The sequence below is a fragment of the Rhizobium vallis genome, from assembly GCF_003985155.1.
Classification (GTDB): Bacteria; Pseudomonadota; Alphaproteobacteria; order Rhizobiales; family Rhizobiaceae; genus Rhizobium; species Rhizobium vallis.
This window is the reverse complement of record NZ_ML133690.1, coordinates 410,104-434,811: the sequence shown is the minus strand read 5'-3', so window position 1 is coordinate 434,811 and position 24,708 is coordinate 410,104. Positions and strand designations below refer to the sequence as shown.

The following is a 24,708-nucleotide window of genomic DNA, read 5'->3' as shown; positions in this document are numbered from 1 at the left end:
CCTTTAATGTGCGCTGAAAACGCCTGGCATGGCCCTGCCGCTTTCCGCATCGAAGAGATGCAGGCGGGCGGGAGGGAGATTGAGAGAAAGCTGGCTGTGATCCGGGATATCGACGCCGAAGGGTGTCGCGATCCTGACCACCGATCCGCCGAGTTCGGCCGCAAGGATCGCGTGCGAACCGAGATCCTCGCGAAAACGCAGGGTGGACGTGACGGCACGCCCCTCGGCCTGGCCGCTGACAAGAATATCCTCGGGTCGAATGCCGAGTTGATAGGCGCCGGTGAGCGGCGCTTCCGCCGCCACCTGCCCGTCGGCAAGCCGGAGCACGCGGCCGTCGCCGGTGACCGGCAGAATGTTCATCGGCGGCGCGCCGATGAATTTGGCGACGAAGACCGAGGCCGGGCGGTGATAGATCGCCTTCGGCGTGTCGAACTGTTCGATCCGGCCCTTGTTGAGGATGAGGATGCGGTCGGCGAGCGTCATCGCCTCCACCTGGTCATGGGTGACGAAGACGGTGGTAGCGCCGATGCGCCGGTGCAGTTCGGCAAGTTCGACGCGCATGTCGTGGCGCAGCTGCGCATCGAGATTGGACAGCGGCTCGTCGAACAAAAGCACGCCGGGTTCGCGCACGATGGCGCGGCCGATCGCCACGCGCTGGCGCTGCCCGCCGGACAATTGGCCGGGTTTGCGAGAGAGGTAATCGGCAAGCCCGAGCATCTTTGCGACGGCGCCGACCCGCTCGATGCGCTCGGCCTTCGCCATGCCCGAGACCTTCAGGCTGTAGGCGATATTGTCGAAGACGCTCATATGCGGATAGAGCGCGTAGTTCTGGAAGACCATGGCGCAGCCGCGATGTTTCGGCTCTAGATTCTGCACCTCGCGCCCGCCGATGAGAATCTTGCCGCCGCTCACCCGCTCCAGCCCGGCGATCATCTGTAAGAGCGTGGACTTGCCGCAGCCCGAAGGCCCGAGCACGACGGTGAATTCGCCGGCGCGGAGCTCGACATCCATCGGCGGGATGACGACGGTTTCAGTGTCATAGGCCTTGGTGACATCGTTGAGCGTGATGTTGGCGGCAGCGGCGCGAATGGCCATGTCGATGGCATTCATGGCTATTTCTCCGTGAGAACGAGGCCCTGGACGAGGTAGCGCTGCAGCAGCGCGATCATCGCGAGCGGAATGATGGAAACGATGACGGTGGCGGCCATGATCATCGGGAAATCAGGCACCGCGCCATCGGCATCGGGAACGAGCCGCGCAAGACCGACGACCGCCGTCTGCATATCGGGTGTCGAGGCGGCGACGAGCGGCCAGAGATATTGCGTCCAGCCGCTGAGGAAGGTGAGCACGAAAAGCGCGGCGAAGCTGGTGCGCGCGAGCGGCAGCAGGATATCGAACAGGAAACGGATCGGCCCTGCCCCATCCATGCGCGCCGCCTTGAAGAGGTCTTTCGGCAGGGTGAGAAAGAACTGGCGGAACAGGAACGTGCCGGTGCCATGCGCGACAAGCGGCGCGACGAGACCGAGATGCGTGTTCAGCACGCTCCATTCGAGCTTCACCGGCGCACCGAAGATGTTTGCGATCAGATCGTTGAGACCGGTAACGTCAAGCAGGGCATTCACCGGCGAAAACACGTTCGAAGCCACCTGATAGGTGGTGATGACGCGGATATCGAGCGGCAGCATGATGGTCGCGAGAATGAGCGCGAAGGCAACGCCCGCCCAGCGGATGCGGAAATAGACGATCGCATAGGCCGACAGGAACGACAGGATGCAGGTGAAGATCGCGACGCTGAAGGCGGTCAGCATGCTGTTGACCATCTGGATCGGGATATGCGTCTCGGCAAAGACCCGCGCCATGTTGGAAAAAAGCGCGGTGCCGGGATACCAGGCAAGCCCGTTGCGCAGCATGAACTCAAAGGATTGCGAGGCGGTCGCGAGCGTCAGGTAGAGCGGCCCGAGGATATAGACGATGCCGGCGACGAGGATGAGGCTGGCGGCGATATTGAGGGAACGTGCGTTTTCGATCATGGGTCACCGCTCGTAATTGACGCGCCGGCCGAGGAAGAGGAACTGGGCTGATGTGAGGAGGACGACGAAGACCATCAGGATCGCCGTCTGGGTCGAGGCGCCGGAAAGGTCGTAGCCTGTGAAGCCGTCGGTATAGATCTTGTAGACGAGCAGCGTCGTCGAGCCGCCCGGGCCGCCCTTGGTGATCGTATCGATCAGCGCGAAGGCGGAGGTGACGCTTTCGGTGAACTCGAGCACCAGCGTCAGGAAGAGCTGCGGCATGATAAGAGGCAGCTGCACATCCAGGATGCGCCGCCACGGCCCTGCCCCGTCCATCGCCGCTGCCTGGTGCATGGTGCGCGGGATCGATTGCAGGCCGGCGAGCAGGATGACGAAATTGAACGGGATTCCGCCCCAGACATGGGCTGCGATCAGCGTGATGAAGGCATCGGTGCCGTTGATGCCGGGCGCCCAGATGCCGGGAAAGGCGCTGTTGAGCGGCGCCAGGATGCCGACGAAGGGATTGAAGACGAAGGCGAAGACGACGCCGATCGAAGCGCCCGCCACCCCCTTCGGCCAGACCAGAACGTTGCGCGCCGGCAGCGCCAGGCGGATCTTCCGGTCGGCCGCGACCGCAAGGATCAGCGGGATCAGCACCGCAAGCGAGGAGCCGGTGACCATGAAGATGACCGTGCGCCAGCCGGCCTCCCAGAATTCGGGATCGGACAGAACGCGGGCGAAATTGTCCCAGCCGACGAACATCGAGCCGCCGCCGAACGGACGCTCGAGGAAAAACGACCAGTAGAAGGCCTGGAAAACGGGCACGTAGAAGAACAGCACGATCAAGAGCATCAGCGGCGCCAGCAGGAGAAACGGCAGCCAGCGATGGTTGAAGAGCGAAGATTCCGACGTCATGACAGCACCCTGGAGTGGAGGATCGGCACGGGGCGAGCCGAGACGCCCCGTGCCTGACGCATGGGCGCTACGAGCGCCCATGCGTGGGGTTGGATCAGGTTGCGATCAGCGCAGCGTCACGCCCTTGTAGGTCTGCTCGAAGCGGCGCAGCAGCTCGTCGCCGCGCTTCTTGGCATTGTCGAGCGCCACCTGCATGGTCTGCTCTCCGGCGAATGCCTTCTGGGTTTCTTCCATGAACACCTGGCGGAACTGCACGTAGAAGCCGAGGCGGATGCCGCGGGTATCGGGCGTGCGCGGCTGGTTCATCGAGTCGATGCCGACGGCAGCCGTCGCATATTTCGGCGGATTGGCCTCGCCGCTCTTGGCGATCGCTTCCATCACGTCGTTGGTGACGGGCACGTAGCCGGTGGCCGATGTGAACGACATCTGCTGCTTGGGATCGCGCACGAAATCGAGGAAGGCCTTGGCGCCCTCGATTTCCGCCTTGCTATGACCCTTCATGACGTAAATGGATGCGCCGCCGACAAACGTGTTGTGGCGCTCATGGCCCTCATACATCGGCGCCATGCCGACTGACATTTCGTATTTGCCGTCGAAAGCCTTGACGGACGCCGTGTAGGAGCCCGAGGAATTTTCCATCATCGCGCATTCGCCGGTATTGAAGGCGGCGGTGAAATTGCCGGCCTTGGTATCGGTCCCGAGCCTGACGAGACCCTCCTTGCGCCAGTCGACCAGGTTCTGGAGATGCTTGGCGACGAAGGTGGTGTTGAAGACATATTCGGCGTCGAGGCCGTCATAGCCGTTGTGCTTCGAAGCGATCGGCAGGCCATGACGGGCCGAGAACTGTTCGAGCACGCGCCAGGTATCGCCATCGGTGACGAAGGGGCAGGCATGGCCTGAAGCCTTCAGCTTGCCGGCGGCAGCGATGATCTCTTCCCAGGTGGTCGGCGTCTTCATGACGCCGGCTTTTTCGAGCTCGGTCTTGTTGGTGTAGAAGAGCAGCGTCGACGCATTGTAGGGCTGCGCGAAGAGCTTGCCGCCGGAGGTTTCGTAATAGGCGCGTGCGCCGGCGATGTAATTGTCCCATTTCACATCGGGCAGCACATCCTCGACGGGCTCGACGGCGTCCGACAGCATCAGGTCGAGCGTGCCGGCGTCGAAGAACTGGATGAGGACGGGATGGTTCTTGGCGCGGAAGGCAGCGATCGCCTTCTGCATCGACACCTCATAGCTGCCCTGGCCGACGCAGGTGATGTGATGCGCCGATTGCGCTGAATTGAACGCGGCGCACTCGGCCTGGATCGCCGTCTCGGCGACACCCGTGTTGCCGTACCAGAATTCGATATTGGCGGCCTGCGCAGAACATGCGCCCGCCATCAGCGCGGCCGCAGCCGCCAGAATGGAAATCCTCATCTTGCCCTCGCCTGTTTTGATCGGCCGGGTTCGCTCCCGGCATCGTGACGGCGCTTTATTACACATAATGTGTAACAATTTTGCGACGACCTCAAGGCGCTTGTAGCCGGAAAAACGCGCTGCTATAAGGTTGCACGACAGAGCGGCCAAAACGCCGAAGATCGATTATTACACCTGTTTGGTAATTGCTTTGGCGCAGAAAGTATTGATATGGCCTATTTTCCGGAGACGCTGATCGCGCCGCGCTTCCTGCGGCCGGGCGAAAGCAGCATCGTTTCCTCGAACGAGCGCGACCTCTTGAAGCTCATCTGGCGCCATCCCGGCCTTTCCCGCTCCGAGGTGACGGGCCATACCGATCTCACCCAGCAATCCGTCTACAGGATCATCGATCAGCTGGAGGAACGCGGCATCGTCTCCTTCGGCTCGCCGAAACCCGGCGCCGGCCGCGGCCAGCCGAGCCCGACGCTCCGGCTGAATGGAAGCTACGCCTATTCCTGCGGCATCTCGGTCAATACGGATGTGATCGGCATCTGCCTGATGGATATTTCGGGCAAGGTGCTTGCCGAAAGCAGCGTCGCCCTGCGCGACCGGTCGATGGCCCAGGCGCTCGATCTCGTCCAGGAGCAGCTGACCGAACACCAGCGGCAGAACGATCTCACCGACGAGACCTTCTTCGGGATCGGCTTTGCCATCGCCGGCTTCCATGTCAGCGGCACGCGGTACAATGCGCCGCTGCCGCTGCATGAATGGTCGCTGATCGAACTCGGGCCGCTGCTGTCGGAATTCTTCGGCAAGCCGATCTGGGCGCATAATGGCGGCAAGGCGGGAACGGTCGCCGAATCCATGTTCGGCGCCGGCCGCTACATGAAGCACTTCGCCTATCTGAGCTTCAACCACGGCTTCGGCGGCGGCCTCGTCAGCAATGGCGAGCTGCTGCATAGTGGCATGGGCAATGCCGGCGAATTCTCGGGCATATATGACGCCGAGGAAAACAAGCGCCGGCCGGCCTTGCAATACCTGATCGAGAAACTCAACCGCAACGGCGTCGAAGTCCCCTCGATCACCTATATGCGAAAACATTTCGATCCGAAGTGGCCGGGGGTGACGGAATGGGTGGACGAGGTGACCCCTGCCTATAGCCGCTTGATCAATGCGATCTGGGCGATCTTCGACCCGCAGGGCATCGTCTTCGGCGGCCAGGTTCCCACCGCTATCGCGCAGATGCTGATCGACCGCACCGAGATCTACGACCGCCCGCGCTACGGCGTCGGCCGCCCCCGCCCGAAGCTTGTCATCTCCGAGATCGCAACCGACGCCTCGGCCATGGGCGCCGCCATCGCCCCGTTCAAATCGGCCTTTTATTGAAATCGAGCGCGTCGAACCCAAAACCGACTCCCGCTCAGCCACTTATGCCAATTCCCTCTGCCTCCGCTTGAGGAAATCGATCAGCGCCAGCAGCATGTGACTTGGCGCAGACGCAATGAGACTCGCACCCCGATCGCCGCCCATCACGGCACGCAGGCGAAGGCATATCGATATCCAAATAATGCGCGGCATGTCCCAGGTGCGCGGATGAATTTCGAACAGAGCAGCCGATTAATAAATTGATAACCCCTGTCATGGACGGTCGCGCCGCAGCCCGCCGGCATGTCCCAATTGCTCCCTTCATGCGGGGTCTGCTCATCGCCGATGAATCGCAGCTTCGATGCCCGGCAGGGGTCGGACACTGCTGATGTAATTAGGAATTGATGCCGATATGACGAATAGACGGACGTTGGTGATCGCTTCGCGCCGTTCATCGCCTGGGCGGAGGAGCACGAACATCCCAGCCCGTAACGGGCACGGAAGAGTGCGGATCGGCTTGGCCGTTCTCGTAAGCCTCTGCTTAGGTCTCCAGAGCTGCGAGAACCGGAACCCCGTTATGCCGCTTGTCAATGTGATCGTCGCGGCCCTATCCAAAAATCTGCCGGACGCCGATACCGAAGCGACCGCTTCAACCAAAAACGGCGACGGAAAAGGCAGTGCCGGGACGACCCAGCCAAATTCGGAATCGGCTGGCGGCACAACAACTCCTGAGCAAGGCTCGGGAACGCCGACATCGCCGGGGAATGGTAGCGCGACATCCGGAGACGCTTCCTCGGGGGGCAATTCCAACGCAGATACGGTGACCCCGGGCGGCGGCAAGACGTTTGTGCATCCCGGCCTGCTGCAGACCCAGTCTGATTTCGACCGCATCATAGCGCAGTTGAAGGCGAAATCTGAGCCGACGGTCAGCGGCTGGCAAAGGTTGATCAACAATAGCCATTCGTCGCTAAAATACTCGCCTCGACCGGTTTTGCTTGTTGTCCGCGGGAAAAATCCTTCCAACCCCGAAAACTATGCGCTGCTATTCAATGACGCGGCTGCGGCCTATGCCTTGGCCTTGCGCTGGAAAATCGGTGGGGACGACGCCTATGCCGACAGAGCCATCAAGGTGCTGAATGCCTGGTCGTCGACATTGACGGCGGTGGACGGCAGCTCCGACAAGTTTCTGGCATCCGGCATCTACGGCTATGAACTGGCCAATGCGGCGGAGATCATGCGAACCTACAAGGGATGGTCCGCCGATGATTTCTCAAAGTTTCAGAACATGATGCTCACGATATTCTACCGCATGAATCATGATTTCCTGGTCAATCACAACGGCGCAAAGATCGACCATTACTGGGCCAACTGGGACCTGTGCAACATCGCCTCCATGCTGGCCATTGGCGTCCTGACCGATAGAAAAGACATCTACAAGGAAGCGATCGACTACCTCTATAACGGCGCCGGAAACGGAGCATTCCACAAGATGTTTTGGAAGGTCTACGACGGGGGATTGGCCCAGGGCCAGGAAGCCGGGCGCGACCAGGGGCATGCGATGCTCGATATCGCCCTCATCGGCGCGATCTGTCAAATGGCCTGGTCGCAAGGGGACGATCTCTTTGGCTACGACAATAATCTCGTGCTTGCAGGCGCGGAATATGTGGCCAAATACAACCTCGGTTACGACGTGCCATATACCACTTACAAAAACAGCGACACCACTCAGACCGTAATTTCGGATGGAAGCAGAGGTCCGAATCTCAGGCCTATGTGGGAGATGTTCTACAACCATTACGTCGTCTTGAAGGGGCTCGACGCTCCTTACATTTCCACCTTCACCACCTTGGCCCGCCCGGAAGGCGGGGGCGGCGACTACGGACCAAACAGCGGCGGCTTCGATCAGCTTGGCTATGGCACGCTTCTCTACACGCTTCATTGAGCTTTCGACTGCGCAGCACCCATCACGTCCCTCGCGCCGGAGGCGGATCTTGCGACCGCAAAGTCGGGAAACAAATGCCGGTTCGCGAATTTTTGCTTTTAGTGGGTTGACTTAGAGTGCGCTCTAACCGGTAGCTTCCCATGCGTCGTGACGAAAGAAGGGCGTTTATGAAGATTGGCGAACTGGCAAAGCGTTCGGGGCTGTCAGCCTACACCATCCGTTATTATGAGCGGATCGGGTTGCTTCCTCATGCCGACAGAGACCAATCGGGCCAACGTGATTACGACGCATCAATCCTGACCTGGATGGAATTTCTCGAGCGTCTCAAATCGACCGGGATGCCTATTCGGGAAATGCTGCGCTATGCAGCTCTGCGGGAACGCGGCGTCGGCTCGGAATTAGAGCGCGGCGCGTTGCTTGAACAGCACCGCGAGCGTGTCCGTGCCCATGTGGCCGAACTGCAAGCCTGCCTTCTCGTCCTCGACACCAAGATTGCCGGATATTCCGGCACGGAACAGAGGAAAAATGACCATGACGCACCAATCCCCGAAGACAGGCGAAAGCCGGCTGGAACGCGGCAAGCGGGCGCTCGCTGAAATCGACGGCGCGGCCGGCCACAATGTCATCGCCGCTCTGGCGGACATCGCCCCCGACTTCGCAAACTACGTGTTCGAGTTTTCATTTGGCGACATCTACAGCCGCCCTGGCCTCGATCTGCGCGCCCGCGAGATCGCGACGATCGCGGCGCTGACTGCGATGGGAACCGCTGCTCCGCAACTGAAGGTTCATATAGAGGCGGGCCTGAATGTCGGCCTGACCAGGGAGGAAATTACCGAGATTATGATGCAGATGGCCGTTTACGCCGGTTTTCCTGCGGCGCTTAACGGCTTGTTCGCAGCCAAGGAAGTCTTTGCTGCCCGGTTCCCCACACTTGATGAGCAGGAGCAATCCATCGAACAGTCGTTTTCAAGGTAAACGTTAGTAGAGGGCCTATCCGCTTCCTTTTCAGCATGAATGGCCGTTTCCAGGTCTTTCGGGTGCAAGATCGAATGGCCGCGTTCGGCGCCGTCCACTACTATGCGTAGCGCTCGAACCTCTCCCGTCCTCCCTCATTCCTGTGCTTGTCACAGGAATCCAGTGCGCCCAAGTCCTTGGGCGCGGAAAACTTTCCTCGCCGGGCAAGAGTCATTCACGGCGCCGACGCGCCGTGGCTGGATTCCTGTGACGAGCACAGGAATGAGGGAGGACGGGGCGATGTTCACGCGCCCGCCCCCGATTGTCTTCCTCCCCAAAACTATGCCATGACCCATCCACCTTGAGACGCAACGGATAGAGGCCTGGCCATGAAGAAGATCGGTTTTCTCTCGTTCGGGCACTGGACGCCCTCGCCCCAATCGCAGACGCGCTCGGCGGGTGATGCACTGCTGCAGTCGATCGACCTTGCGGTTGCGGCCGAGGAGCTCGGCGCTGATGGGGCCTATTTTCGGGTGCACCACTTTGCCCGGCAGCTCGCAGCCCCGTTCCCGCTGCTTTCAGCCGTTGGCGCGAGAACCAGCCGGATCGAGATCGGCACCGCCGTCATCGACATGCGTTATGAGAACCCGCTCTATATGGCCGAGGATGCGGGTGCGGCCGATCTCATTGCCGGCGGACGGCTGCAGCTCGGCATCAGCCGCGGCTCGCCCGAGCAGGTGATCGACGGCTGGCGGCATTTCGGTTATGCCCCGCCGGAGGGACAGAGCGATGCCGATATGGCTCGCCATCACGCCGAAGTCTTCCTTGAAGTGCTGGGTGGCGAAGGTTTTGCCAAGCCGAACCCGCGGCCGATGTTTCCGAACCCGCCCGGTCTCCTGCGCCTCGAGCCGCATTCGGAAGGCCTGCGCGAGCGCATCTGGTGGGGCGCAAGTTCCAATGCCACCGCCGTCTGGGCGGCCAAGCTCGGCATGAACCTGCAGAGCTCGACGCTGAAGGACGATGAAACCGGCGAGCCGTTCCACGTCCAGCAGGCCGATCAGATCCGCGCCTATCGCGAGGCCTGGAAGCTGGCCGGCCATGCGCGTGAACCGCGCGTCTCCGTCAGCCGCAGCATCTTCGCGCTCGTCGACGACCGCGACCGCGCCTATTTCGGCTACGGCAACGAGGGCGAAGACAAGATCGGCTTCATCGACGAGAAGACCCGGGCAATCTTTGGCCGCAGCTACGCTGCCGAGCCGGACGCACTCATCAAGCAGCTCGCCGAAGACGAGGCGATCGCCGAGGCCGACACGCTGCTGCTCACCGTGCCCAACCAGCTCGGCGTCGAGTATAACGCCCATGTCATCGAAGCGATCCTCACCCACGTCGCCCCGGCGATGGGTTGGCGCTGAGGTTGGCGGCTATATGATGGCTTGATCCGCGAACAGGCTTTTGGGCGCGAGTATCACCTGGCCCATTCCGTGCTTGCCAAAGAGCGAGGATGGGAATGCCGTTCGCACCCTCTGCCCTGTGTCCAGCCGAGACGAGTCCCCTCCCCAACCCCTCCCCACAAGGGGGAGGGGCTAACCTCAGGCACCGCTTGGCTCCTCCCGAAACGTCGAAGATTTAATAAGCCGGCGCGGCAGGTTAAGCCCCTCCCCCTTGTGGGGAGGGGTTTGGGGCGGGGACTTCTACACCCTCACCTTCAGGCACGGGGCAGCGAAAGGCGGCAAACATTCGTCGCCACGGCCTGACCGCCTCGACGAGCATCAACGCCCCAAGCCTTGAACCATCACATGGCTGACCGAGTTATGGCTGTAGACCTGCTCGAGTTGCCTCATGCCGCGCACCAACCTGAACGATATTCTGATCTTCATGGCCGTCGTCGATGCCGGAAGCTTTGTTGCCGGCGGCCAGGCCATGGGTCTGTCGCGTTCGGCGGCGGGAAAGGCCGTCATCCGGCTGGAAGACCGGCTGGGCGCGCGCCTGCTCAACCGCACGACGAGGACGCTGAGCCTGACCGACGAAGGGCGTCTGTTCTACGAGCGTGGCCTGCAGGTCCTCGCCTCGGTCGACGAGGCGGAAGCCAGTGTCGCCGGGCGCAGCCGCACGCCGCGCGGCGTTCTCCGGCTCACCGTTCCCGACGCCTTCGGGAGGCTGGTGGTGCTGCCGCTGATTGAAAAATATCTTCGCGCCTGGCCCGACATCCAGGTCGAGGTGAGCTTCACCGATCACCTGACCGACATCATCGAGGAAGGCTTCGACCTTGCGATCCGGATCGGCGCCGGCGCATCGACGTCGGACACCAGGCTCGCCTCGCGGGTGATCTCAGCCCATAAGGCGCGGCTCTGCGCCTCACCCTCTTACCTCGCGGAGCGCGGCGAGCCGTGCGATATCGAAGATCTCGCCGCCCATGACTGCCTGTTCTTCACCAGCCGCAATCAACGGCAGGCCTGGCGCCTTCGCAGCAAAGGCGGCGCCTGGGTCAAGGCGCCGGGGGTGAGCCGTCTGCGGCTCGACAGCGCCGAAGCGCTCCGCGACGCGGCGCTGGCAGGGCTCGGCATCGCCCTCCTCCCCGATTTTCTCGTTGCCGCCGATCTCGCCGCCGGCCGCCTCCGGCAGCTTCTGCCTGATGTCGAGGCCGACGAGGCAACGATCGTGACCCTATATCCCGACAAGCGCCTGCTCGAACCGCGCGTGCGTGCTTTTATCGACCTGATGGTCGAAGAGCTCAAACGCCGTGGCTAGGTATCAGGCGAGCGCCTTGTCGAATCCGCGAAAGCTCCTCAGCGCCAGCGGCGCAAGCGTTGCGGCGAGATAGGCAATGCCGGCAAGCAGCAAGGCCGCCGCAAGGCCGATCGTGCTGATCAGCGCGCCGCCGACAAGGCCGCCGAAGGGGATGAGGGCAAAGCAGAGGGCGGTGCTCATCGCCGTGACGCGGCCGGTCAGCGGCTTCGGGATGCGCTCGAAGATCACCGCCGACAGGATGGGGTTGAGGAAGCCCGAGGCAAATCCCGCGATTGCGAGGGTGATGAAGACGGGGCCAAGCGGCGCATCCACCGAAAGCACGAAAAAGCGCGGAAATCCGGTCAGCAGGAACGCCACCGTATAGACCATAAGGCGCGGCATGCGCTCGCCGATCGCAGCGGCAATCACAGCCCCGGCGATCGAGGCGCCCGTAAAGGCGGCCAGCATCGCGCCGAGCAGTTCCGGGCCATGGCCGGATTCCCGCGTCCAGACAGGCAGCAGCACCGCCCCATAAGCCTGGTCGAGCAGGTTGGTGACAGCCACCATGGCGACGATGCTGACGAGCACCGCATCGCCGCGCAGAAAGCGCCAGCCCTCGCGGAGATCGTCGAGATAGGAAGACGCTTTTCCCGGCCGGACGTCTGAGGTAGCACGTGCACGCCGCATCCTGGGTATACCAGCCGCAACGATCAGCGCGGCAGCGGCGAAGGTGGCCGCATTGACGAGGAGCGCCTGGCCCGGGCCGATCAACCCGATCAACGCGCCGGCGCCGGCCGCACCCGCTGTCGATGCCAGCCGCTCGATGGCGCTGGCGACGCCGGTCACCCTTTCGAGCGGCACGTCGGCGAGTGCTGCGATATCGGGAACCATCGCCTGCTTGGCGGCATCGGACGGACCGCGCAGCACGCCCATGACAAAGACGACGGGCAGCAGCAGCGGCACGGTCAACAGGCCGAAAAGATCAAGAAGCGGCACCAGCCCCACCACGATGACCGAGGCGGCGTCGCAGATGATGGCGATGCGCTTGGCCCCGACCCGGTCGATCAGCGGCCCGCCAAGCGCCTTGGCAGCCACATAGGGGAGCATTTCCATCATCGCCGTCAGCCCCGTCAACACGGGACTGCCGGTGGCGCTCAGCACCAGCCAGGGAATGGCGATGGTCGAAAGCCGGGTGCCGGAAAGCGAAAACGTCTCGGCGGCGGCAAGCGCCAGGAAGGGCCTGCCCCGCCTCACGACTCGTCCTCCCCCTCGCGGTGCGGCAGGCGGCCCGGATAGGGAAAGGCGTGCAGCATGACCGAGAAGGGAACCATGTCGGGACTGCTGGACGCCGCCTCCCCCAGCGGCGGGGCCGCCCGCATTGCTTCCAGGATGATGTCGGTCAGCCGCTTCGTCAGGGCTTCGGCCTGCTCTGCCGTCATCGGGATGATGATGTCGCTCGTCGTGCTCGCCTTGCGCCATTCGGCCGGCAGCTCGGCATATTCCTCCAGCGCCTGCTGCATCTGGCCGACCTGCAGGGAGAGTGCCGCCTGGTTGAAGGCGAGATCGAGATCGAGCGCTTCCCCCTCGGCCTCGCTCGCCGGCACGGTGGTCAGTTCGTGGCTTGCGCGCCACCAGCGGTCACGCCTGGAGGCATGCGGCGCCTCTTCGATGAAACCGTATTGGGCAAGCTGGCGCAGGTGGTAGCTCGTCGCACCACTGTTCAAGCCGAGCCGCACCGCGAGCTGCGTTGCCGTCGCGGGACCATCGACCCGGAGCATGCCGAGCATGCGCAGCCGCACCGGATGCGCCAGCGCCTTCAGCGCAGCCGGTTCCGGCACGACCCGGCTGACGGTGCGGGAGGATTCGGCATGAGCAGGTTGAGGGTGCGGATCTTTCATGCCCCAAGCATATATTGCAAAGGAACCTTTGCAAACATATCTTTGCAAACTCGCATTGTAGTCCGGAGATACCGTCGCGACGCGAGCCGCCGCCGCGCTCCGGATCTCTTCAATCCCAACGAACGGCCGCGGTCACCGGCAACCGGTAATGGCCGGTTGCCGGTGACGAAGCTGCAGAAATTTCATCAACCGCGACAATCATAACTCCGTCGGACGGAGCTCGACATCGCAAACCGTCAGCTCAGGAGCGTCGCATCGCTGCCGTTGATCGTCAGGTCGAGCACGCCGACATCCGTATGGCCGGCGGCATCGGCCAACTTGTAGCTCACCCTCTCCGTCAGGTGCTCTCCCGCGCCGAGGTTCTGCACGGCATCGAGCGAATGGTCGAGTTCATAAGTGAACGACCCGTCCGGTTGCAGCTTGAAGGTGCCATAGTCACCCTGGACGATGGTCTCGTGCGCCGGACCCGACTTGGCATCGACACGAACGCCGTCGAAGAAGCGGAGAAAAAGGGTCGACCCGCCCGGATTGATATCGTTGCTCAGCAAATTCCCGGAGATCGCGTCATTTTCCGAGAACGACAGATGGTCGTCGACCGCAACCGGCTTCGACGTGACGCCCTTGATTTCCAGGTTGAATACGGCGGTATCGGTGTTGCCGCCGCCGTCGGAAATCTTATAGCTGATATGTTCGAAAAGGCTTTCGCCGGCCTCGAAGCCGGGCTTCTCGGAAGCATGCAGCTCATAGCTATAGCTTCCGTCCGCCTTGACGAAGAATGTGCCATGCTCGCCTTCGATGGTCGTGATCACGCCCGGCGCCTTGGCATCGACACGCTCGCCATCAAAGAAGTTCAGGATTTTCTTGCCGTTCGATCCGGCAACATCATTATCGAGAATATTGCCGCTGATTGCATCGGTTTCGAAAAAACTGGCGGAATCATCCACAGCATTGGGCTTTACAGGCATACCATTTCCTCCCCTGAAAAGGTTCAACATCGGCCCAGCCGCGGAGATAAAAAACGAAATATCCTGTCACAGTCAAATCTATATTTATCAAACACCCAAAATATACTTGAAAAAATAACAACCATATGTTGAGAGTTCTTTATTGCTAGAACAATGAGTTAGAAGCCTCGTCTCATAGTCCTGGCTGAAAGTCTGCAACGCAGGGATAGGCCTGCAGGCACCGGATTGATCGCCGCGCGCCCCGCACCGATGCGGGGCATCGCGCTAATCTTCCGGCAAGGCGAAGACGGCGCAGGGCTCGGCGATGCCGCGTAGCGCGTGCTCGCCAAGCGGCGTCAGGGCTGCCCCGGTGTTCGCCGCCACCGCGCCCGAAATCAGCACGCTGCGGCCAAGCGGCTTGCAGAGCCCTTCCAGCCGGCTGACGAGGTTGACCGCCGGGCCGATGGCGGTGAAATCAAGCCGGTCGGCTGCGCCGATATTGCCCCAGAGGATCTCGCCGAAATGCAGTGCGGCGCCGAAGGGCAGCGGCGCCAGCCCCTGCGTCTGGCGCAGCTGGTCGAGATGGGCCATGCCGGCGCGGCTGGCGGCGACTGCCCTCAGCGCCGCCTCGCAGGCATTGCGATCACCTCTGGCCTCTTCGCCTGTGGCGCCCGTGACGGGAAAGATCGCCAGCACGCCATCGCCCATGAATTTCAGCACCTCGCCGCCGAAGGCATGGACGGCGCCGGCGACACGATCAAAATAAGCGTCGAGCGCTGATATCATCGCATACGGCTCCGTCACCTCGGAAAGCGCGGTGAAATCTCTGAGATCAGCGCAGAGAAGAGCGGCGCGGATGATTTCGCCGGTACCGCGGGCAAGCGCGCCGGCCTGCACCCGGGCCGCACTGCGCCGGCCGAGATAGGCTTCCAGCAGCGCTGCCCGCGCCTCGCGCGCCGCAAGGGCTGCGAGCGGCGCGGCGGCAAAGCGCGCGACATCGCAAAGCCGGGCCACGTCATCGGCCGCGAAGGCCTCTGCCCCGTTGGCAACGCCCGCCCAGCCAAGCACGGGATCGTCCTGAGAAGGCCCGATCCTTTCTTCCCACACCGGCCCGAGCCCGGCCAGCCACTCGCGCCCGGCCCCGACGGGTGCTGCTGCGGCGAAGGCCAGCGCCTCGATGACAGCCCCGGTCTCTGCCCGCCACAGCCAGGTGCGCCGCGCGATGATCGGATGCGGCACCGAAAGCGTCAGCGCCCCGCCCGAAAGCGGCAGGCCATCGGCAAGCAGCCGACGCCCAAGCTCGGCCAGAAACCGCTCGGGAGCGGGCGATTGAGCGGCCTCGTCAACCAGCCAGGCAAGGGAGGAAGGCAGATCCATATGTTAACATTGGCACCGCAACAGGACGCGAGCAACCCCCGGAGCATCCGCCTGCGGATGCTCCGCTTCCTATCGGCTCTTGCGCCCGCTGCCGCGCCCCGCAACCCTGTCAACCCCACCGCCAAACAACCCTGTGGAAAAACCATTCACCGCGGTGGAAAACAAAGAAAATAACACTTTAAACTTGTGCGGATTTGATTCCATTATGCGCCCGTTCATCATCGTGTGATTGAGGGGTTGCGATGGGCACGACGTACTGGCCGAAAGATCCGCTTGACGGAAATGACATGACGCTGCTGACGTCGATCCTTCGGCGCTGGTGCGCGCGCTACGGAATCGAATTCACCGCCGAAGAGAGCAGGCGGAAGGCCAGGGAACTGGTCGAATGGTTCGAGTTCGGGGTCAAGGATCCGGTCGAACTCGAAGAACTGATCAACGACAAGCACTGGCTCGTCAGCCCGATCTAGAGCCTTTCCGGGTTAGATTGCAGCATTCTGTTGGCTCAAACGGAGTCGGATGGTCGACCGGCCGGCGCGCGTCGTAGCCCAGCTCTACGGCCAAGCCTTCCGGTCGATCAGCCGGCCCGTTTCAGCCAACCCGAAGGGCCGGGCATTTTTCCGCCAGGATCAAAGGCGATCGGCTCGGACGTACCAAGCGGTATGCCCTTCGCCAATCGCCTTTGCCCTGACGAAAACCTGCTCCGGCAGAATGCTGCAATCTAACCCGGAAAGGCTCTAGAGCCCAAGCGCCCGGCATGAAAAGAGGCCGGGCGAAGATCGCGCCGGCCTCCATCGTTTTGGATCTACCCGGGATATCAATCCCAGTTACGATCGCGATCCCAGCGGCGATCGCCATACCAGCGACGATCGTCCCCGCCGCGATCCCGATCCCAACGCCGTCCCTCACGCCAGCCGCCGTCCCAGTCCCGGCGATGATGCCGCTCCCAGCCCCAGCGGGGCGGGCCACCATAAAAGGCCATCGGCGGCGGGCGGCGCCAGTTCCGCCGGCACTCGCCCCATGGGGTCAGGTGCCAGCCGCGACCGCAGGCGTAGTCGGCCTTGACGATATTGCTCTGAACGTTGATCGACCCGACCGGCATTGCCTCAGCCGTACCGATCGAGAGGCTGCCAGCGAGCAAGGCAGCCGCGAGTGAAAGTGCCTTCATCGAAAACTCCAATTCAATCCAGCCGTACCGAACGTAGGACGGCCAAATTGAACTGGGGATGAATTGCGTGTTCATGTTTGCGGGCGAAAAAACAGCGTTTCCGGTGTCCGGGCAGCGCGCCGCCCGGCCGATTTTCCCGCAATCACAGGCCGTTGCCGGCTTGGCGACGCCCTCGGAAAACCGTTCATTTCCTGCCGCTAAAGATATCCGGACCGGGATCGCGCCCGGCCGCGACCTCGGCCAGCCGCCCGATGTAATGCACCCAGCCCTCCGTATGGCCGGCGCATTGGGCGGCACTCGGCAGGCCGCTATGGGTGAGTCGCAGGAGCGTTCCGTCGGGCTGCTCGATCAGATCGATCTCGACCAGGCTCGAGCCCGGCGGCACCTCCTCGCTGCCGTCCCAGCCGAAGCTGTAGGCCAGGCGATGAACCGGCACCACCTCGCGAAACGAACCACGCGCGAAGCGGGCGCCGGTGACATTGACGAGATAGAGCCCGCCCGGCTCAGGCTTGATCTCAGCCTCCGTTCCCATCCAGCGCAGGATCTTCTCCGGATCGGTCATCAGTGCGAACACCGCAGCCGGCGGTGCAGCGATGTGCGCTTCGCGGCGCACGACGAAGGGATCTGGCATCACATTCTCCCATGGTTGCTGCTCTGCCTCTTATGACGCGGCGCGACATGCTTTTTCGACACGGATATCCTCACGGGAAGCATTTAGGCGCAAGGGCACGCTCAGCAAGGGCGGTGGGGCATACATCCATCAGCCACCGGCGCACCCGCCCCGCCCTTCGAGGCCCCTGCGGGGCACCTCAGGGTGAGGCTCTCTTGAGTGCTGGCGCGACCTCACCAGAGAATGCCGGCGCGGCACCCTCCAGCCTCCCTCATCCTCAGGGCGCGCAGCCCGCAGGGCGGAGCCTCGAAGGAGCTGCGCCAACGCCGCTTCTTGCTTCCATCCACCGTCAGCGTGCCCGCCTCGTCCTTCGAGGCCCCTGCGGGGCACCTCAGGATGAGGCTCTCTTGGGGTCGCAACCCGCACCCATCCCGAAACCATCTTCCGCCTCTTGCCAGCCCGCTGCCTTGCCCCTATTGTCGCGCCGTTCTCAGGGCGGGGTGAAAGTCCCTACCGGCGGTATGCAGTTTCGATTGCGAGCCCGCGAGCGCCTTCTTCGGAAGGGTCAGCAGATCAGGTGAGATGCCTGAGCCGACGGTCATAGTCCGGATGAAAGAGAACGCGCGTTCCTGCTGCCTCCGGGCAGCCGGCGAACGCTCGTGATCGCCTTGGGTGACGTGTCTGTACGCCAAAGGAGATTACTATGACACCCACCCGTTATGCCTTCGTCAAAGCCGGCTGGCACGCCGATATCGTCGACCGTGCGCTCGAAGGTTTCCAACAGCTTGTTCCCGCCGAGCAGATCGACGTGTTCGATGTTCCAGGCGCTTTCGAGATGCCGCTTTTGTCGCGCGATCTTGCCGCGAGCGGCCGCTACGGCGCCGTCATCGCCGCCGCCTTCGTCGTCGACGGCGGGATCTACCGCCACGAATTCGTCGCCCAGGCCGTGGTCGACGGGCTGATGCGCGCCGGCATGGATACCGGCGTGCCGGTACTGTCGGTCTCGCTGACGCCGCACAATTATCAGGAAACCGAACACCACCAGCAGATCTACCGCGCCCACTTCGTCGAGAAGGGCCGCGAGGCCGCACGCGCGGCTCTGATGATCGGAAAAACCCGCGCCGCTCTTGCCGCATAATTGCGGGTGCTGCGAACGGAAGGCGGCGGGAACAGCACCCGCCGCCCCTCGACCACGGATCGCCCGGTGCCGGCCGCATCAGACAGAATAATTGATTCGACGCCCTCGCCGCGCTGTGGTCCACTCGATCCCGACATGTATCGCCATTCTTAATGCGTCCAAACCTCAAGGAGCTGAAGATGAGCAATGCAATGCGCAGTGAAACCCCCACCGAAATTCCGAAAACACGACCCGTCGACACCAAGCTCGAAGTGATCGTCATCCCCGTTTCGGACGTCGATCGTGCCAAACGCTTTTACGACGGCCTCGGCTGGCGGCTCGACGCCGACTTCGCCAATGATGCCGATTTCCGGGTGATCCAGTTCACCCCGCCCGGCTCCGGCTGCGCGATCATCTTCGGCAAAAACATCACCGCCGCAGCCCCCGGCTCGGCCCAGGGCCTTTACCTCGTCGTCTCCGACATCGAGGCTGCGCGGCGCGATCTCATGGCCCGCGGCGTCGAGGTGAGCGAAGTCTTCCACGACGCAGCAGGCGTCTATGCCGGCAAGGACGAACCCTATCTGTTCGGACGCCTCAGGATCGCCGGACGCGATCCAGACCACCGCAGCTACCGTTCCTTCGCCTCGTTCAAGGATCCCGACGGCAACGGATGGCTGTTCCAGGAGGTCACCACCCGCCTGCCCGGCCGCATCGACGCCGACGAGACGGCCTTCTCGACATCGAACGACCTTGCCGCGGCACTGCGCCGTGCCGCCACCGCCCACGGCGAACATGAGAAACGCAACGGCGGCAAACACGACGACAACTGGCCGGATTGGTACGCCGAATACATGGTCAGCGAACGGGCTGGCAGGGCGCTGCCGTTGTAGGTAGCGGCGCTATTACAGACGGCGGCATCACTGGGAAGCGTCTCGGCGGATGGCGGCATATGCCGCGCCGAGGCGCGTGTTGATGTGTGGCTACGCCATGGCGATCAGGCCTGCTCGTCAACATCTCCATTTGCTTCCAGTTTTCTGCGCAGCGCCTTCATGACGGCATGCGTGGTTTTCAGATCCTCGACCTGAAGCCCCTCCGCGAGCATTTCGACCCAGGGGGCCTGCAGATGCATGGCGGCCTCATATGCCTGATGTCCCCTGTCCGTCAGCACGACGAGCTGCGCCCGCCGGTGGTGCGGGTTTCGCTGGAATGCCAGAAGCCCTTCCTTCTCCAGATCGTTGACGATGCGCTGGACGTTCTGGCGGTTTGCCCCCATGTCGCGCGCCAGCCATGCAACCGGCTGCGGCCGGTCCGATGTGACGACGGTGCCGAGGACATGCCAGCGGGCGCTCGTCAGGCCAAGCCCGTCGACGAGCTTGTCGCCCGCGTTGATCATCCGGTTATTGAGCCGGAAGAGGTCCAGAATGAGGTTGGTCAAGGCTGTTCCGGCAGGGCTTCGCTGAGGCTCGCGCATTTGTCACCATATGGCTGTATTGACATCATGATGTCAAAATGAGTATGTATCTCTATCACCAGATTGACATCATGTAACCAAATTAGATGGAGTCGACCATGTCACACATGCGCCCGATGGACCCTGCCTTCCCGATCGATCGTCAAATCGCGCTCGATGCCTCCCCAGTCGTTCTCATCAACCTCTTCACGCTCGACAAGGCCGACGAGCAGGCCTTCCTTGATGCCTGGCAGGACGATGCAGCATTCATGAAACGGCAGCCGGGCTTCATCTCGACCCAGCTGCATCGCGCCATCGGCGAAAGCCCCGCCTATCTCAACTACGCCGTATGGGAATCGACCGCCGATTTCAGGGCGGCATTCCTGCATCCGGAATTCAGGGCGAAGCTCTCCTCCTACCCATCGTCGGCCCTCGCCTCGCCGCATCTCTTCCAGAAGGTCGCGGTTCCAGGCATCTGCGTCGCCTAGCAAAACGAGGGTCATGAAGGCGCTGGGAAGGAGGAACAGATGTGCGCATCCACGTGCACTCAGGGCAAGTCGGTCAGCGTTCGAAAAAATCCCGCCACTGTTTCTCGCCAACCAGACAGTCGGCCGCGGGCGCATCCCCCGCTACCTCGCGCACCGTCGCCGGCGGCGAAAGACCGCTGATTTCAAGCACCAGCTTGCGGCGCACGGCGATCGCGAAATCCTCGATCTTGTGGACCGGCAGCACGAAGGCGCCGGGGCCGCCGATGACGCAATCGGCGTAATATCTGTCGAGACCGTCGGGCGCATCGGAGGGCCGCAGCATGATGGCGAGGCCGTTGATGACCATGCCTGCTTCCACCGCCCTGTCGCGGGCTGGCGTCACGGGATTGCCGGAGTTGTTCGGGCCGTCGCCGGAAACGTCGATCACCTCCCGCCTGCCCTGAAAGGGACCGGCGATGATCATGCTGGCGCCCTGGGCGATGGCGGTGGAGATCGAGGTGCGCCGCTGCGTGGCGACCGGCCGGGCCTCCAGCCTGTCGGCAAAGGCGATAGCATCGGCTTCCGTCTCGATCACCTGCCAATCAATCACCGAATCCTGGACGACATAGCCCGCCCATTCGAAATAGCTGATGGCGATGCGGCCGGTGAGCCCGCCTTTGACCGCATCGATGAATTCCTTATGCTTGAGCGCCTCGACATAACCCTGGCGCTGGATGCCGATCTCCTCGAAATCCATCGACCGCGAGGTATCGACGGCAAGCACCAGCGCCACATCGACCTCGCTTCTCCCGACCTCTGCGACCGGGGCGACGCCGGAAAGACCCATCAGCACCGCAAGTGTCGTCAGCATTGGCTATCCAATCCTTACGCCATTCCCAGGCCAGGAAACTGTAACACAGCTTGGCCGGCACGGGACGCCGGGCCGCCCGCCGGGCTTCAATTTTCGGTGATATCAGGGGTGCGCCTCGCCCTTTAAAAGTTGCCGTGATTGGTGGACGCCCCCATGGCGCTTCCCCACCGTCCTTCGTTGAGTGCGCATACTTCTCCTCCCTCATTCCTGTGCCTGTCACAGGAATCCAGTGCGCCCAAGTCCTTGGGCGCGGGAGACTCCTTTGACTGCCGCCGGAAGTCATTCACCGCGCGGACGCGCGGTGGCTGGATTCCTGTGACAAGCACAGGAATGAGGGAGGGAGATATGAGCGTTCTCAGCCTCCTCTCGCGGAGAGCGAGCCTCAATGCAAAGGCAGCCACAACGGGGTTTTCCACGCCTTCAGCGCTTCCAGAAAAACCTGCAGGCGGAGCGGCAGGAAGCGGCGGGTGGGATAGACGGCGTGGACGAAAATCTCCGGTGACGACCAGTCGGGCAGCAGGCGGATGAGCTCGCCTCGTTTGATCTCTGCGTCGCAATAGGTGGAAGGCAGCAGCCCGATGCCGTGGCCGCGATAGGTGAAGGCGCTGACGGCCTCGAAATCCCGGCTCGAGACCGGGCCCGAGACACGAATGTCGATCGATTTACGGCCGCTGACGAGATGCCATTCGGCCTCGCCGTTGCGACCGTTCAGGAGGACGCATTGATGGTCCTTCAGGTCTTCGGGTTTTGAGGGAAGCGCCCTGCCCCTGAGATAATCGGGTGTTGCAACCAGATAGCGCACGCTCTTGCCGAGCCGCTGCGCGACGATGGAGGAATCCTTGAGTTCGCCGAAGCGGATGGCGAGATCGATATTCTCGGCGATCAGATCGAGAAACTGGTTGGTGACGAAGAGATCGACCTGGATCTCGGGATAGGCCTTCAGGAAGGCCGAGATGAATTCGTAAAAGACCTCCTGCCCGAAGATGACAGGCACGGAGATCTTCAGCAGGCCTTCCGGCTTTCTCTGTGTTTCCGTCAGCGCCTGCTCGGCATCGATGAGATGGGCGAGCGGTTCGCTGCACCTGTCGTAATAGGCCCGGCCCTGCGCGGTAAGGCTGAGCTTGCGCGTCGTCCGCAGCAGCAGCGTCACGCCGAGCTGCTCTTCGAGCGAGGTTACTTTCCGGCTGACGGTTGAAACCGGCATGCCAAGCGAATGGGCCGCACGGCTGAAGCTGCCATACTGCGCCACCTTCACGAAAACGGCGATGTCGTTCAAATCGGGCATGCCCTCACTTTTGCACTGATGCAAAAGAGAATCCAGATATTTCCATCTAATCGGGGAATGGAGTTTTCGCCATATTCACCTTGCGAAAACAAATCACAACCCGATGGCGGCGCGATCGCGGCGCCCCATCTCGAGCGACCCGGCCGATCAGGCTCGACGTTGCCCGAACCAGATCATGGAGTTCAACATGACTACCAGAAAGACTGTCATCGTTACGGGCGCCTCCCAGGGTATCGGCGCAGGCCTCGTCAACGCCTTCATCGCACGCGGCTACAATGTCGTCGCCACCTCGCGCCAGGTCAGTGCCTCGGATGCCTTTGAGGCCTCCGACCGGCTGGCCCTCGTCGACGGCGACATCGGTGACGCAGAAACCGCGGCACGGGTCGCCAAAACAGCGATCGACCGTTTCGGCTCGATCGACGGCCTCGTCAACAATGCCGGCATTTTCCTGGCCAAGCCGTTTGTCGATTTCACGATGACCGACTTCGCAGCGCTGTCCTCGACCAATCTCGAAGGCTTCATCCATCTGACCCAGCTGGTCGTCAGGCAGATGGTCGCGCAGAAGTCAGGCGGCAGCGTCGTCAGCATCACCACGCCACTGACCGATCATCCGATCGCCGGCTTCTCCGCTTCGGTGTCGATGATGACAAAGGGCGGCATCAACGCCATCTCCAAGAACCTGGCGATGGAATATGCGAACGAGAAAATTCGCTTCAATATCGTCGCTCCCGGTGTGGTGGACACGCCGCTGCACAAGGACAATCCGAAGGATTTCCTGAGCACGCTGTCGCCGATGGCAGGCATATCGAACGTCGGCGAAATCGTTGATGCGGTCCTCTTCCTGACGGAAGCTCCGCGTGTCACCGGGGAGGTGCTGCACGTCGACGGCGGCGCACATCTGGGCAGATGGTAAACCATGGAAGCGCGCAGGCAGCCGGTGCGGAACAGCGGCTGCAGGAGCTCGGCATCACCCTTCCCCCGCCGCCGACACCCTTCGGGGCCTATGTCGAGGCGGTCCGATCAGGCAAGCTGGTCTTCTTCAGCGGCATGCTGCCGGTCGTCGGCCACGAGCCCCGCTACATCGGGCGCGTCGGCGGCACGCTGACGACGGAGGACGGCAGGAAGGCCGCCGAAACGGCAACCTTGAGCGGCCTTGCCGCCGCCAAGGACTATCTCGGCTCGCTGGACAAGGTCGTCAGGGTCGTCAAGCTCGGCGTCTACATCGCCACCGAAGGCGACTTCCGCGACCACCCGAGGGTTGCCGATGGAGCATCCGAAATGCTGCTCGAGGTCTTCGGCAAGGAAAAACTCTCCGGCCGCGTCGTCCTCGGCGTCGCCAGCCTGCCGCTCGGCATGCCGGTCGAGGTTGAGCTTGTGCTTGAGGTCGAGGATTGAATGAAGAATGTGTGGGCGGCGGCATCCTCCGACGCCCCTCATCCTGAGGCGCGTAGCCCGCAGGGCGAAGCCTCGAAGGACGCGCCGCAGCGCTACTTCTTGCATGCATCAACCGTCGATGCACCCGCCCCGCCATTCGAGGCCCCTACGGGGCGCCTCAGGGTGAGGCTCTCTTGAGGGTTTCTCACACCGCCGCCAGCAACAGCACATAAGCAATCACGCTCACCATCAACCCGCGAAACGCAAAGGTGACGCAGCGGTATTTGTTGCGGGCGATGGTCGAGAGGATGTTGGCGTTTTCGAGATACTGGTCGAAAAGATAGCGCTCGTCGCGTCTCAGCGCCGCGTCGAAGAACAGGTCGCGATGAGCGGGCCAGGCGCCCCAGAAGAGCGAGGTCGAGGCACCTAAACGCCGCGGCAGCACGACGAGGATCGCCGACAGGATGGAAAAGACCGAGGCCGCGGCAAGCAGGCCGGAGAACAGCACGCCCCCCGGAGAGCCTGCGATGTAGCGCGCCGGGCTGAAGACCGCCCTCACCTCGCTGGAGCTTACCAAAAAGGCGAGCATAAAAGTAAAGATATAGGCGGCCTTCTGATCGGATATCTTGATCTGATCGTAGAATATATCGTTGATTTTCTTGATGTGGTCGAAATACTCGACGCCGATATCGCCGCTGGAAGGCTCGCTCAGCATAACATCAGTTGCATTTTCGAAATCGCTCACATGAATACTCCACCCCAGAAGTGTTTCCCTGATAGTACACTTTGAAACGAAATCAAGAACACGTGTGCATCACGCTTGACTTTTTCACTCTACACGGACAA

Annotated in this window: 26 protein-coding genes and 1 riboswitch; of the genes, 12 read left to right on the top strand and 14 right to left on the bottom strand. The window is 62.3% G+C overall.

Annotated elements, in window-relative coordinates:
* Positions 1 to 3: 3 nt before the first annotated feature.
* From EFQ99_RS17670 to EFQ99_RS17655, 4 genes are all read right to left on the bottom strand, one after another.
* On the bottom strand, positions 4 to 1,110 hold the full coding sequence (locus EFQ99_RS17670) for an ABC transporter ATP-binding protein (RefSeq protein WP_126922287.1): 1,107 nt from the start codon (positions 1,108 to 1,110) through the stop codon (positions 4 to 6).
* 2 nt (positions 1,111 to 1,112) lie between these two features.
* On the bottom strand, positions 1,113 to 2,030 hold the full coding sequence (locus EFQ99_RS17665; protein WP_126922286.1) for an ABC transporter permease subunit: 918 nt from the start codon (positions 2,028 to 2,030) through the stop codon (positions 1,113 to 1,115).
* Between the two features lie 3 nt (positions 2,031 to 2,033).
* A complete protein-coding gene (locus EFQ99_RS17660) occupies positions 2,034 to 2,924 on the bottom strand; it encodes a carbohydrate ABC transporter permease (protein ID WP_126922285.1) in 891 nt (296 codons plus the stop codon).
* A gap of 105 nt (positions 2,925 to 3,029) precedes the next feature.
* Positions 3,030 to 4,337, bottom strand: a complete 1,308-nt coding sequence (locus EFQ99_RS17655; protein WP_126922284.1) for an extracellular solute-binding protein — start codon at positions 4,335 to 4,337, stop codon at positions 3,030 to 3,032.
* A 210-nt stretch (positions 4,338 to 4,547) separates the two neighbouring features.
* Here EFQ99_RS17655 and EFQ99_RS17650 point away from each other — a divergent pair, with 210 nt between their 5' ends.
* The 6 genes from EFQ99_RS17650 (at position 4,548) to EFQ99_RS17625 (ending at position 11,325) form a co-directional block, all read left to right on the top strand.
* Positions 4,548 to 5,702, top strand: a complete 1,155-nt coding sequence (locus EFQ99_RS17650; protein WP_126922283.1) for an ROK family transcriptional regulator — start codon at positions 4,548 to 4,550, stop codon at positions 5,700 to 5,702.
* Positions 5,703 to 6,258: 556 nt separating this feature from the next.
* Positions 6,259 to 7,623, top strand: a complete 1,365-nt coding sequence (locus EFQ99_RS17645; RefSeq protein WP_126922282.1) for an alginate lyase family protein — start codon at positions 6,259 to 6,261, stop codon at positions 7,621 to 7,623.
* A gap of 167 nt (positions 7,624 to 7,790) precedes the next feature.
* Positions 7,791 to 8,219 carry a MerR family transcriptional regulator gene (locus tag EFQ99_RS17640; protein ID WP_126922314.1) on the top strand — a complete coding sequence of 143 codons (429 nt, stop codon included), beginning with the start codon at positions 7,791 to 7,793 and terminating at the stop codon, positions 8,217 to 8,219.
* Complete coding sequence (locus EFQ99_RS17635) at positions 8,155 to 8,598, top strand: carboxymuconolactone decarboxylase family protein (RefSeq protein ID WP_126922281.1); 444 nt, start codon at positions 8,155 to 8,157, stop codon at positions 8,596 to 8,598. Before EFQ99_RS17640 ends, EFQ99_RS17635 begins: the two co-directional genes overlap by 65 nt.
* A gap of 368 nt (positions 8,599 to 8,966) precedes the next feature.
* Entirely contained in the window at positions 8,967 to 9,989 is a 1,023-nt protein-coding gene (locus tag EFQ99_RS17630; protein WP_126922280.1) for an LLM class flavin-dependent oxidoreductase, read from the top strand.
* Positions 9,990 to 10,416: 427 nt separating this feature from the next.
* On the top strand, positions 10,417 to 11,325 hold the full coding sequence (locus tag EFQ99_RS17625) for a LysR family transcriptional regulator (protein WP_126922279.1): 909 nt from the start codon (positions 10,417 to 10,419) through the stop codon (positions 11,323 to 11,325).
* Positions 11,326 to 11,328: 3 nt separating this feature from the next.
* Here the strand turns inward: EFQ99_RS17625 and EFQ99_RS17620 are convergent, their stop codons facing one another.
* From EFQ99_RS17620 to EFQ99_RS17605, 4 genes are all read right to left on the bottom strand, one after another.
* On the bottom strand, positions 11,329 to 12,558 hold the full coding sequence (locus EFQ99_RS17620) for an MFS transporter (protein ID WP_126922278.1): 1,230 nt from the start codon (positions 12,556 to 12,558) through the stop codon (positions 11,329 to 11,331).
* The gene (locus tag EFQ99_RS17615) at positions 12,555 to 13,202 is read right to left on the bottom strand and encodes an ArsR/SmtB family transcription factor (protein ID WP_126922277.1); all 648 of its coding nucleotides are present in this window, start codon (positions 13,200 to 13,202) and stop codon (positions 12,555 to 12,557) included. Before EFQ99_RS17615 ends, EFQ99_RS17620 begins: the two co-directional genes overlap by 4 nt.
* A gap of 236 nt (positions 13,203 to 13,438) precedes the next feature.
* A complete protein-coding gene (locus tag EFQ99_RS17610; protein ID WP_164736392.1) occupies positions 13,439 to 14,167 on the bottom strand; it encodes an Ig-like domain-containing protein in 729 nt (242 codons plus the stop codon).
* Positions 14,168 to 14,431: 264 nt separating this feature from the next.
* A complete protein-coding gene (locus EFQ99_RS17605) occupies positions 14,432 to 15,523 on the bottom strand; it encodes an adenylate/guanylate cyclase domain-containing protein (protein WP_126922275.1) in 1,092 nt (363 codons plus the stop codon).
* Positions 15,524 to 15,765: 242 nt separating this feature from the next.
* Between EFQ99_RS17605 and EFQ99_RS17600 the strand changes: the two genes are divergently transcribed.
* Positions 15,766 to 15,990, top strand: a complete 225-nt coding sequence (locus tag EFQ99_RS17600; protein WP_126922274.1) for a hypothetical protein — start codon at positions 15,766 to 15,768, stop codon at positions 15,988 to 15,990.
* A gap of 347 nt (positions 15,991 to 16,337) precedes the next feature.
* On the opposite strand, the gene EFQ99_RS17585 is transcribed toward EFQ99_RS17600, so the two are convergent.
* Together EFQ99_RS17585 and EFQ99_RS17580 are read right to left on the bottom strand one after the other, a co-directional pair.
* Positions 16,338 to 16,688 carry a GCG_CRPN prefix-to-repeats domain-containing protein gene (locus EFQ99_RS17585; protein ID WP_126922273.1) on the bottom strand — a complete coding sequence of 117 codons (351 nt, stop codon included), beginning with the start codon at positions 16,686 to 16,688 and terminating at the stop codon, positions 16,338 to 16,340.
* Between the two features lie 184 nt (positions 16,689 to 16,872).
* The gene (locus EFQ99_RS17580; RefSeq protein ID WP_126922272.1) at positions 16,873 to 17,319 is read right to left on the bottom strand and encodes an SRPBCC family protein; all 447 of its coding nucleotides are present in this window, start codon (positions 17,317 to 17,319) and stop codon (positions 16,873 to 16,875) included.
* Between the two features lie 461 nt (positions 17,320 to 17,780).
* Positions 17,781 to 17,923, top strand: a riboswitch (FMN riboswitch).
* Positions 17,924 to 18,001: 78 nt separating this feature from the next.
* Here EFQ99_RS17580 and EFQ99_RS17570 point away from each other — a divergent pair.
* The gene (locus tag EFQ99_RS17570) at positions 18,002 to 18,436 is read left to right on the top strand and encodes a 6,7-dimethyl-8-ribityllumazine synthase (RefSeq protein ID WP_126922270.1); all 435 of its coding nucleotides are present in this window, start codon (positions 18,002 to 18,004) and stop codon (positions 18,434 to 18,436) included.
* Positions 18,437 to 18,615: 179 nt separating this feature from the next.
* The gene (locus EFQ99_RS17565) at positions 18,616 to 19,305 is read left to right on the top strand and encodes a VOC family protein (RefSeq protein ID WP_126922269.1); all 690 of its coding nucleotides are present in this window, start codon (positions 18,616 to 18,618) and stop codon (positions 19,303 to 19,305) included.
* Positions 19,306 to 19,409: 104 nt separating this feature from the next.
* On the opposite strand, the gene EFQ99_RS17560 is transcribed toward EFQ99_RS17565, so the two are convergent.
* Positions 19,410 to 19,886 (bottom strand): MarR family winged helix-turn-helix transcriptional regulator, encoded by a 477-nt coding sequence (locus tag EFQ99_RS17560; RefSeq protein WP_126922268.1) that lies wholly within the window; start codon positions 19,884 to 19,886, stop codon positions 19,410 to 19,412.
* A 98-nt stretch (positions 19,887 to 19,984) separates the two neighbouring features.
* On the opposite strand from EFQ99_RS17560, the gene EFQ99_RS17555 reads away from it, so the two are divergent.
* Positions 19,985 to 20,353, top strand: coding sequence for an antibiotic biosynthesis monooxygenase family protein (locus EFQ99_RS17555; RefSeq protein ID WP_208722775.1), 369 nt, complete (start codon positions 19,985 to 19,987; stop codon positions 20,351 to 20,353).
* Positions 20,354 to 20,426: 73 nt separating this feature from the next.
* Here EFQ99_RS17555 and EFQ99_RS17550 read toward each other — a convergent pair whose 3' ends face one another.
* On the bottom strand, positions 20,427 to 21,203 hold the full coding sequence (locus EFQ99_RS17550; RefSeq protein WP_126922266.1) for a DUF1194 domain-containing protein: 777 nt from the start codon (positions 21,201 to 21,203) through the stop codon (positions 20,427 to 20,429).
* Between the two features lie 382 nt (positions 21,204 to 21,585).
* Positions 21,586 to 22,488, bottom strand: coding sequence for a LysR family transcriptional regulator (locus EFQ99_RS17545; RefSeq protein ID WP_126922265.1), 903 nt, complete (start codon positions 22,486 to 22,488; stop codon positions 21,586 to 21,588).
* 187 nt (positions 22,489 to 22,675) lie between these two features.
* Here EFQ99_RS17545 and EFQ99_RS17540 point away from each other — a divergent pair, with 187 nt between their 5' ends.
* Both EFQ99_RS17540 and EFQ99_RS17535 read left to right on the top strand, forming a co-directional pair.
* Complete coding sequence (locus EFQ99_RS17540; RefSeq protein WP_126922264.1) at positions 22,676 to 23,401, top strand: SDR family NAD(P)-dependent oxidoreductase; 726 nt, start codon at positions 22,676 to 22,678, stop codon at positions 23,399 to 23,401.
* Positions 23,395 to 23,883 carry a RidA family protein gene (locus tag EFQ99_RS17535; RefSeq protein WP_126922263.1) on the top strand — a complete coding sequence of 163 codons (489 nt, stop codon included), beginning with the start codon at positions 23,395 to 23,397 and terminating at the stop codon, positions 23,881 to 23,883. The genes EFQ99_RS17540 and EFQ99_RS17535 overlap by 7 nt, the downstream gene beginning before the upstream one ends.
* A gap of 184 nt (positions 23,884 to 24,067) precedes the next feature.
* Here EFQ99_RS17535 and EFQ99_RS17530 read toward each other — a convergent pair whose 3' ends face one another.
* The gene (locus EFQ99_RS17530; RefSeq protein WP_126922262.1) at positions 24,068 to 24,607 is read right to left on the bottom strand and encodes a Pycsar system effector family protein; all 540 of its coding nucleotides are present in this window, start codon (positions 24,605 to 24,607) and stop codon (positions 24,068 to 24,070) included.
* Positions 24,608 to 24,708 lie beyond the last annotated feature (101 nt).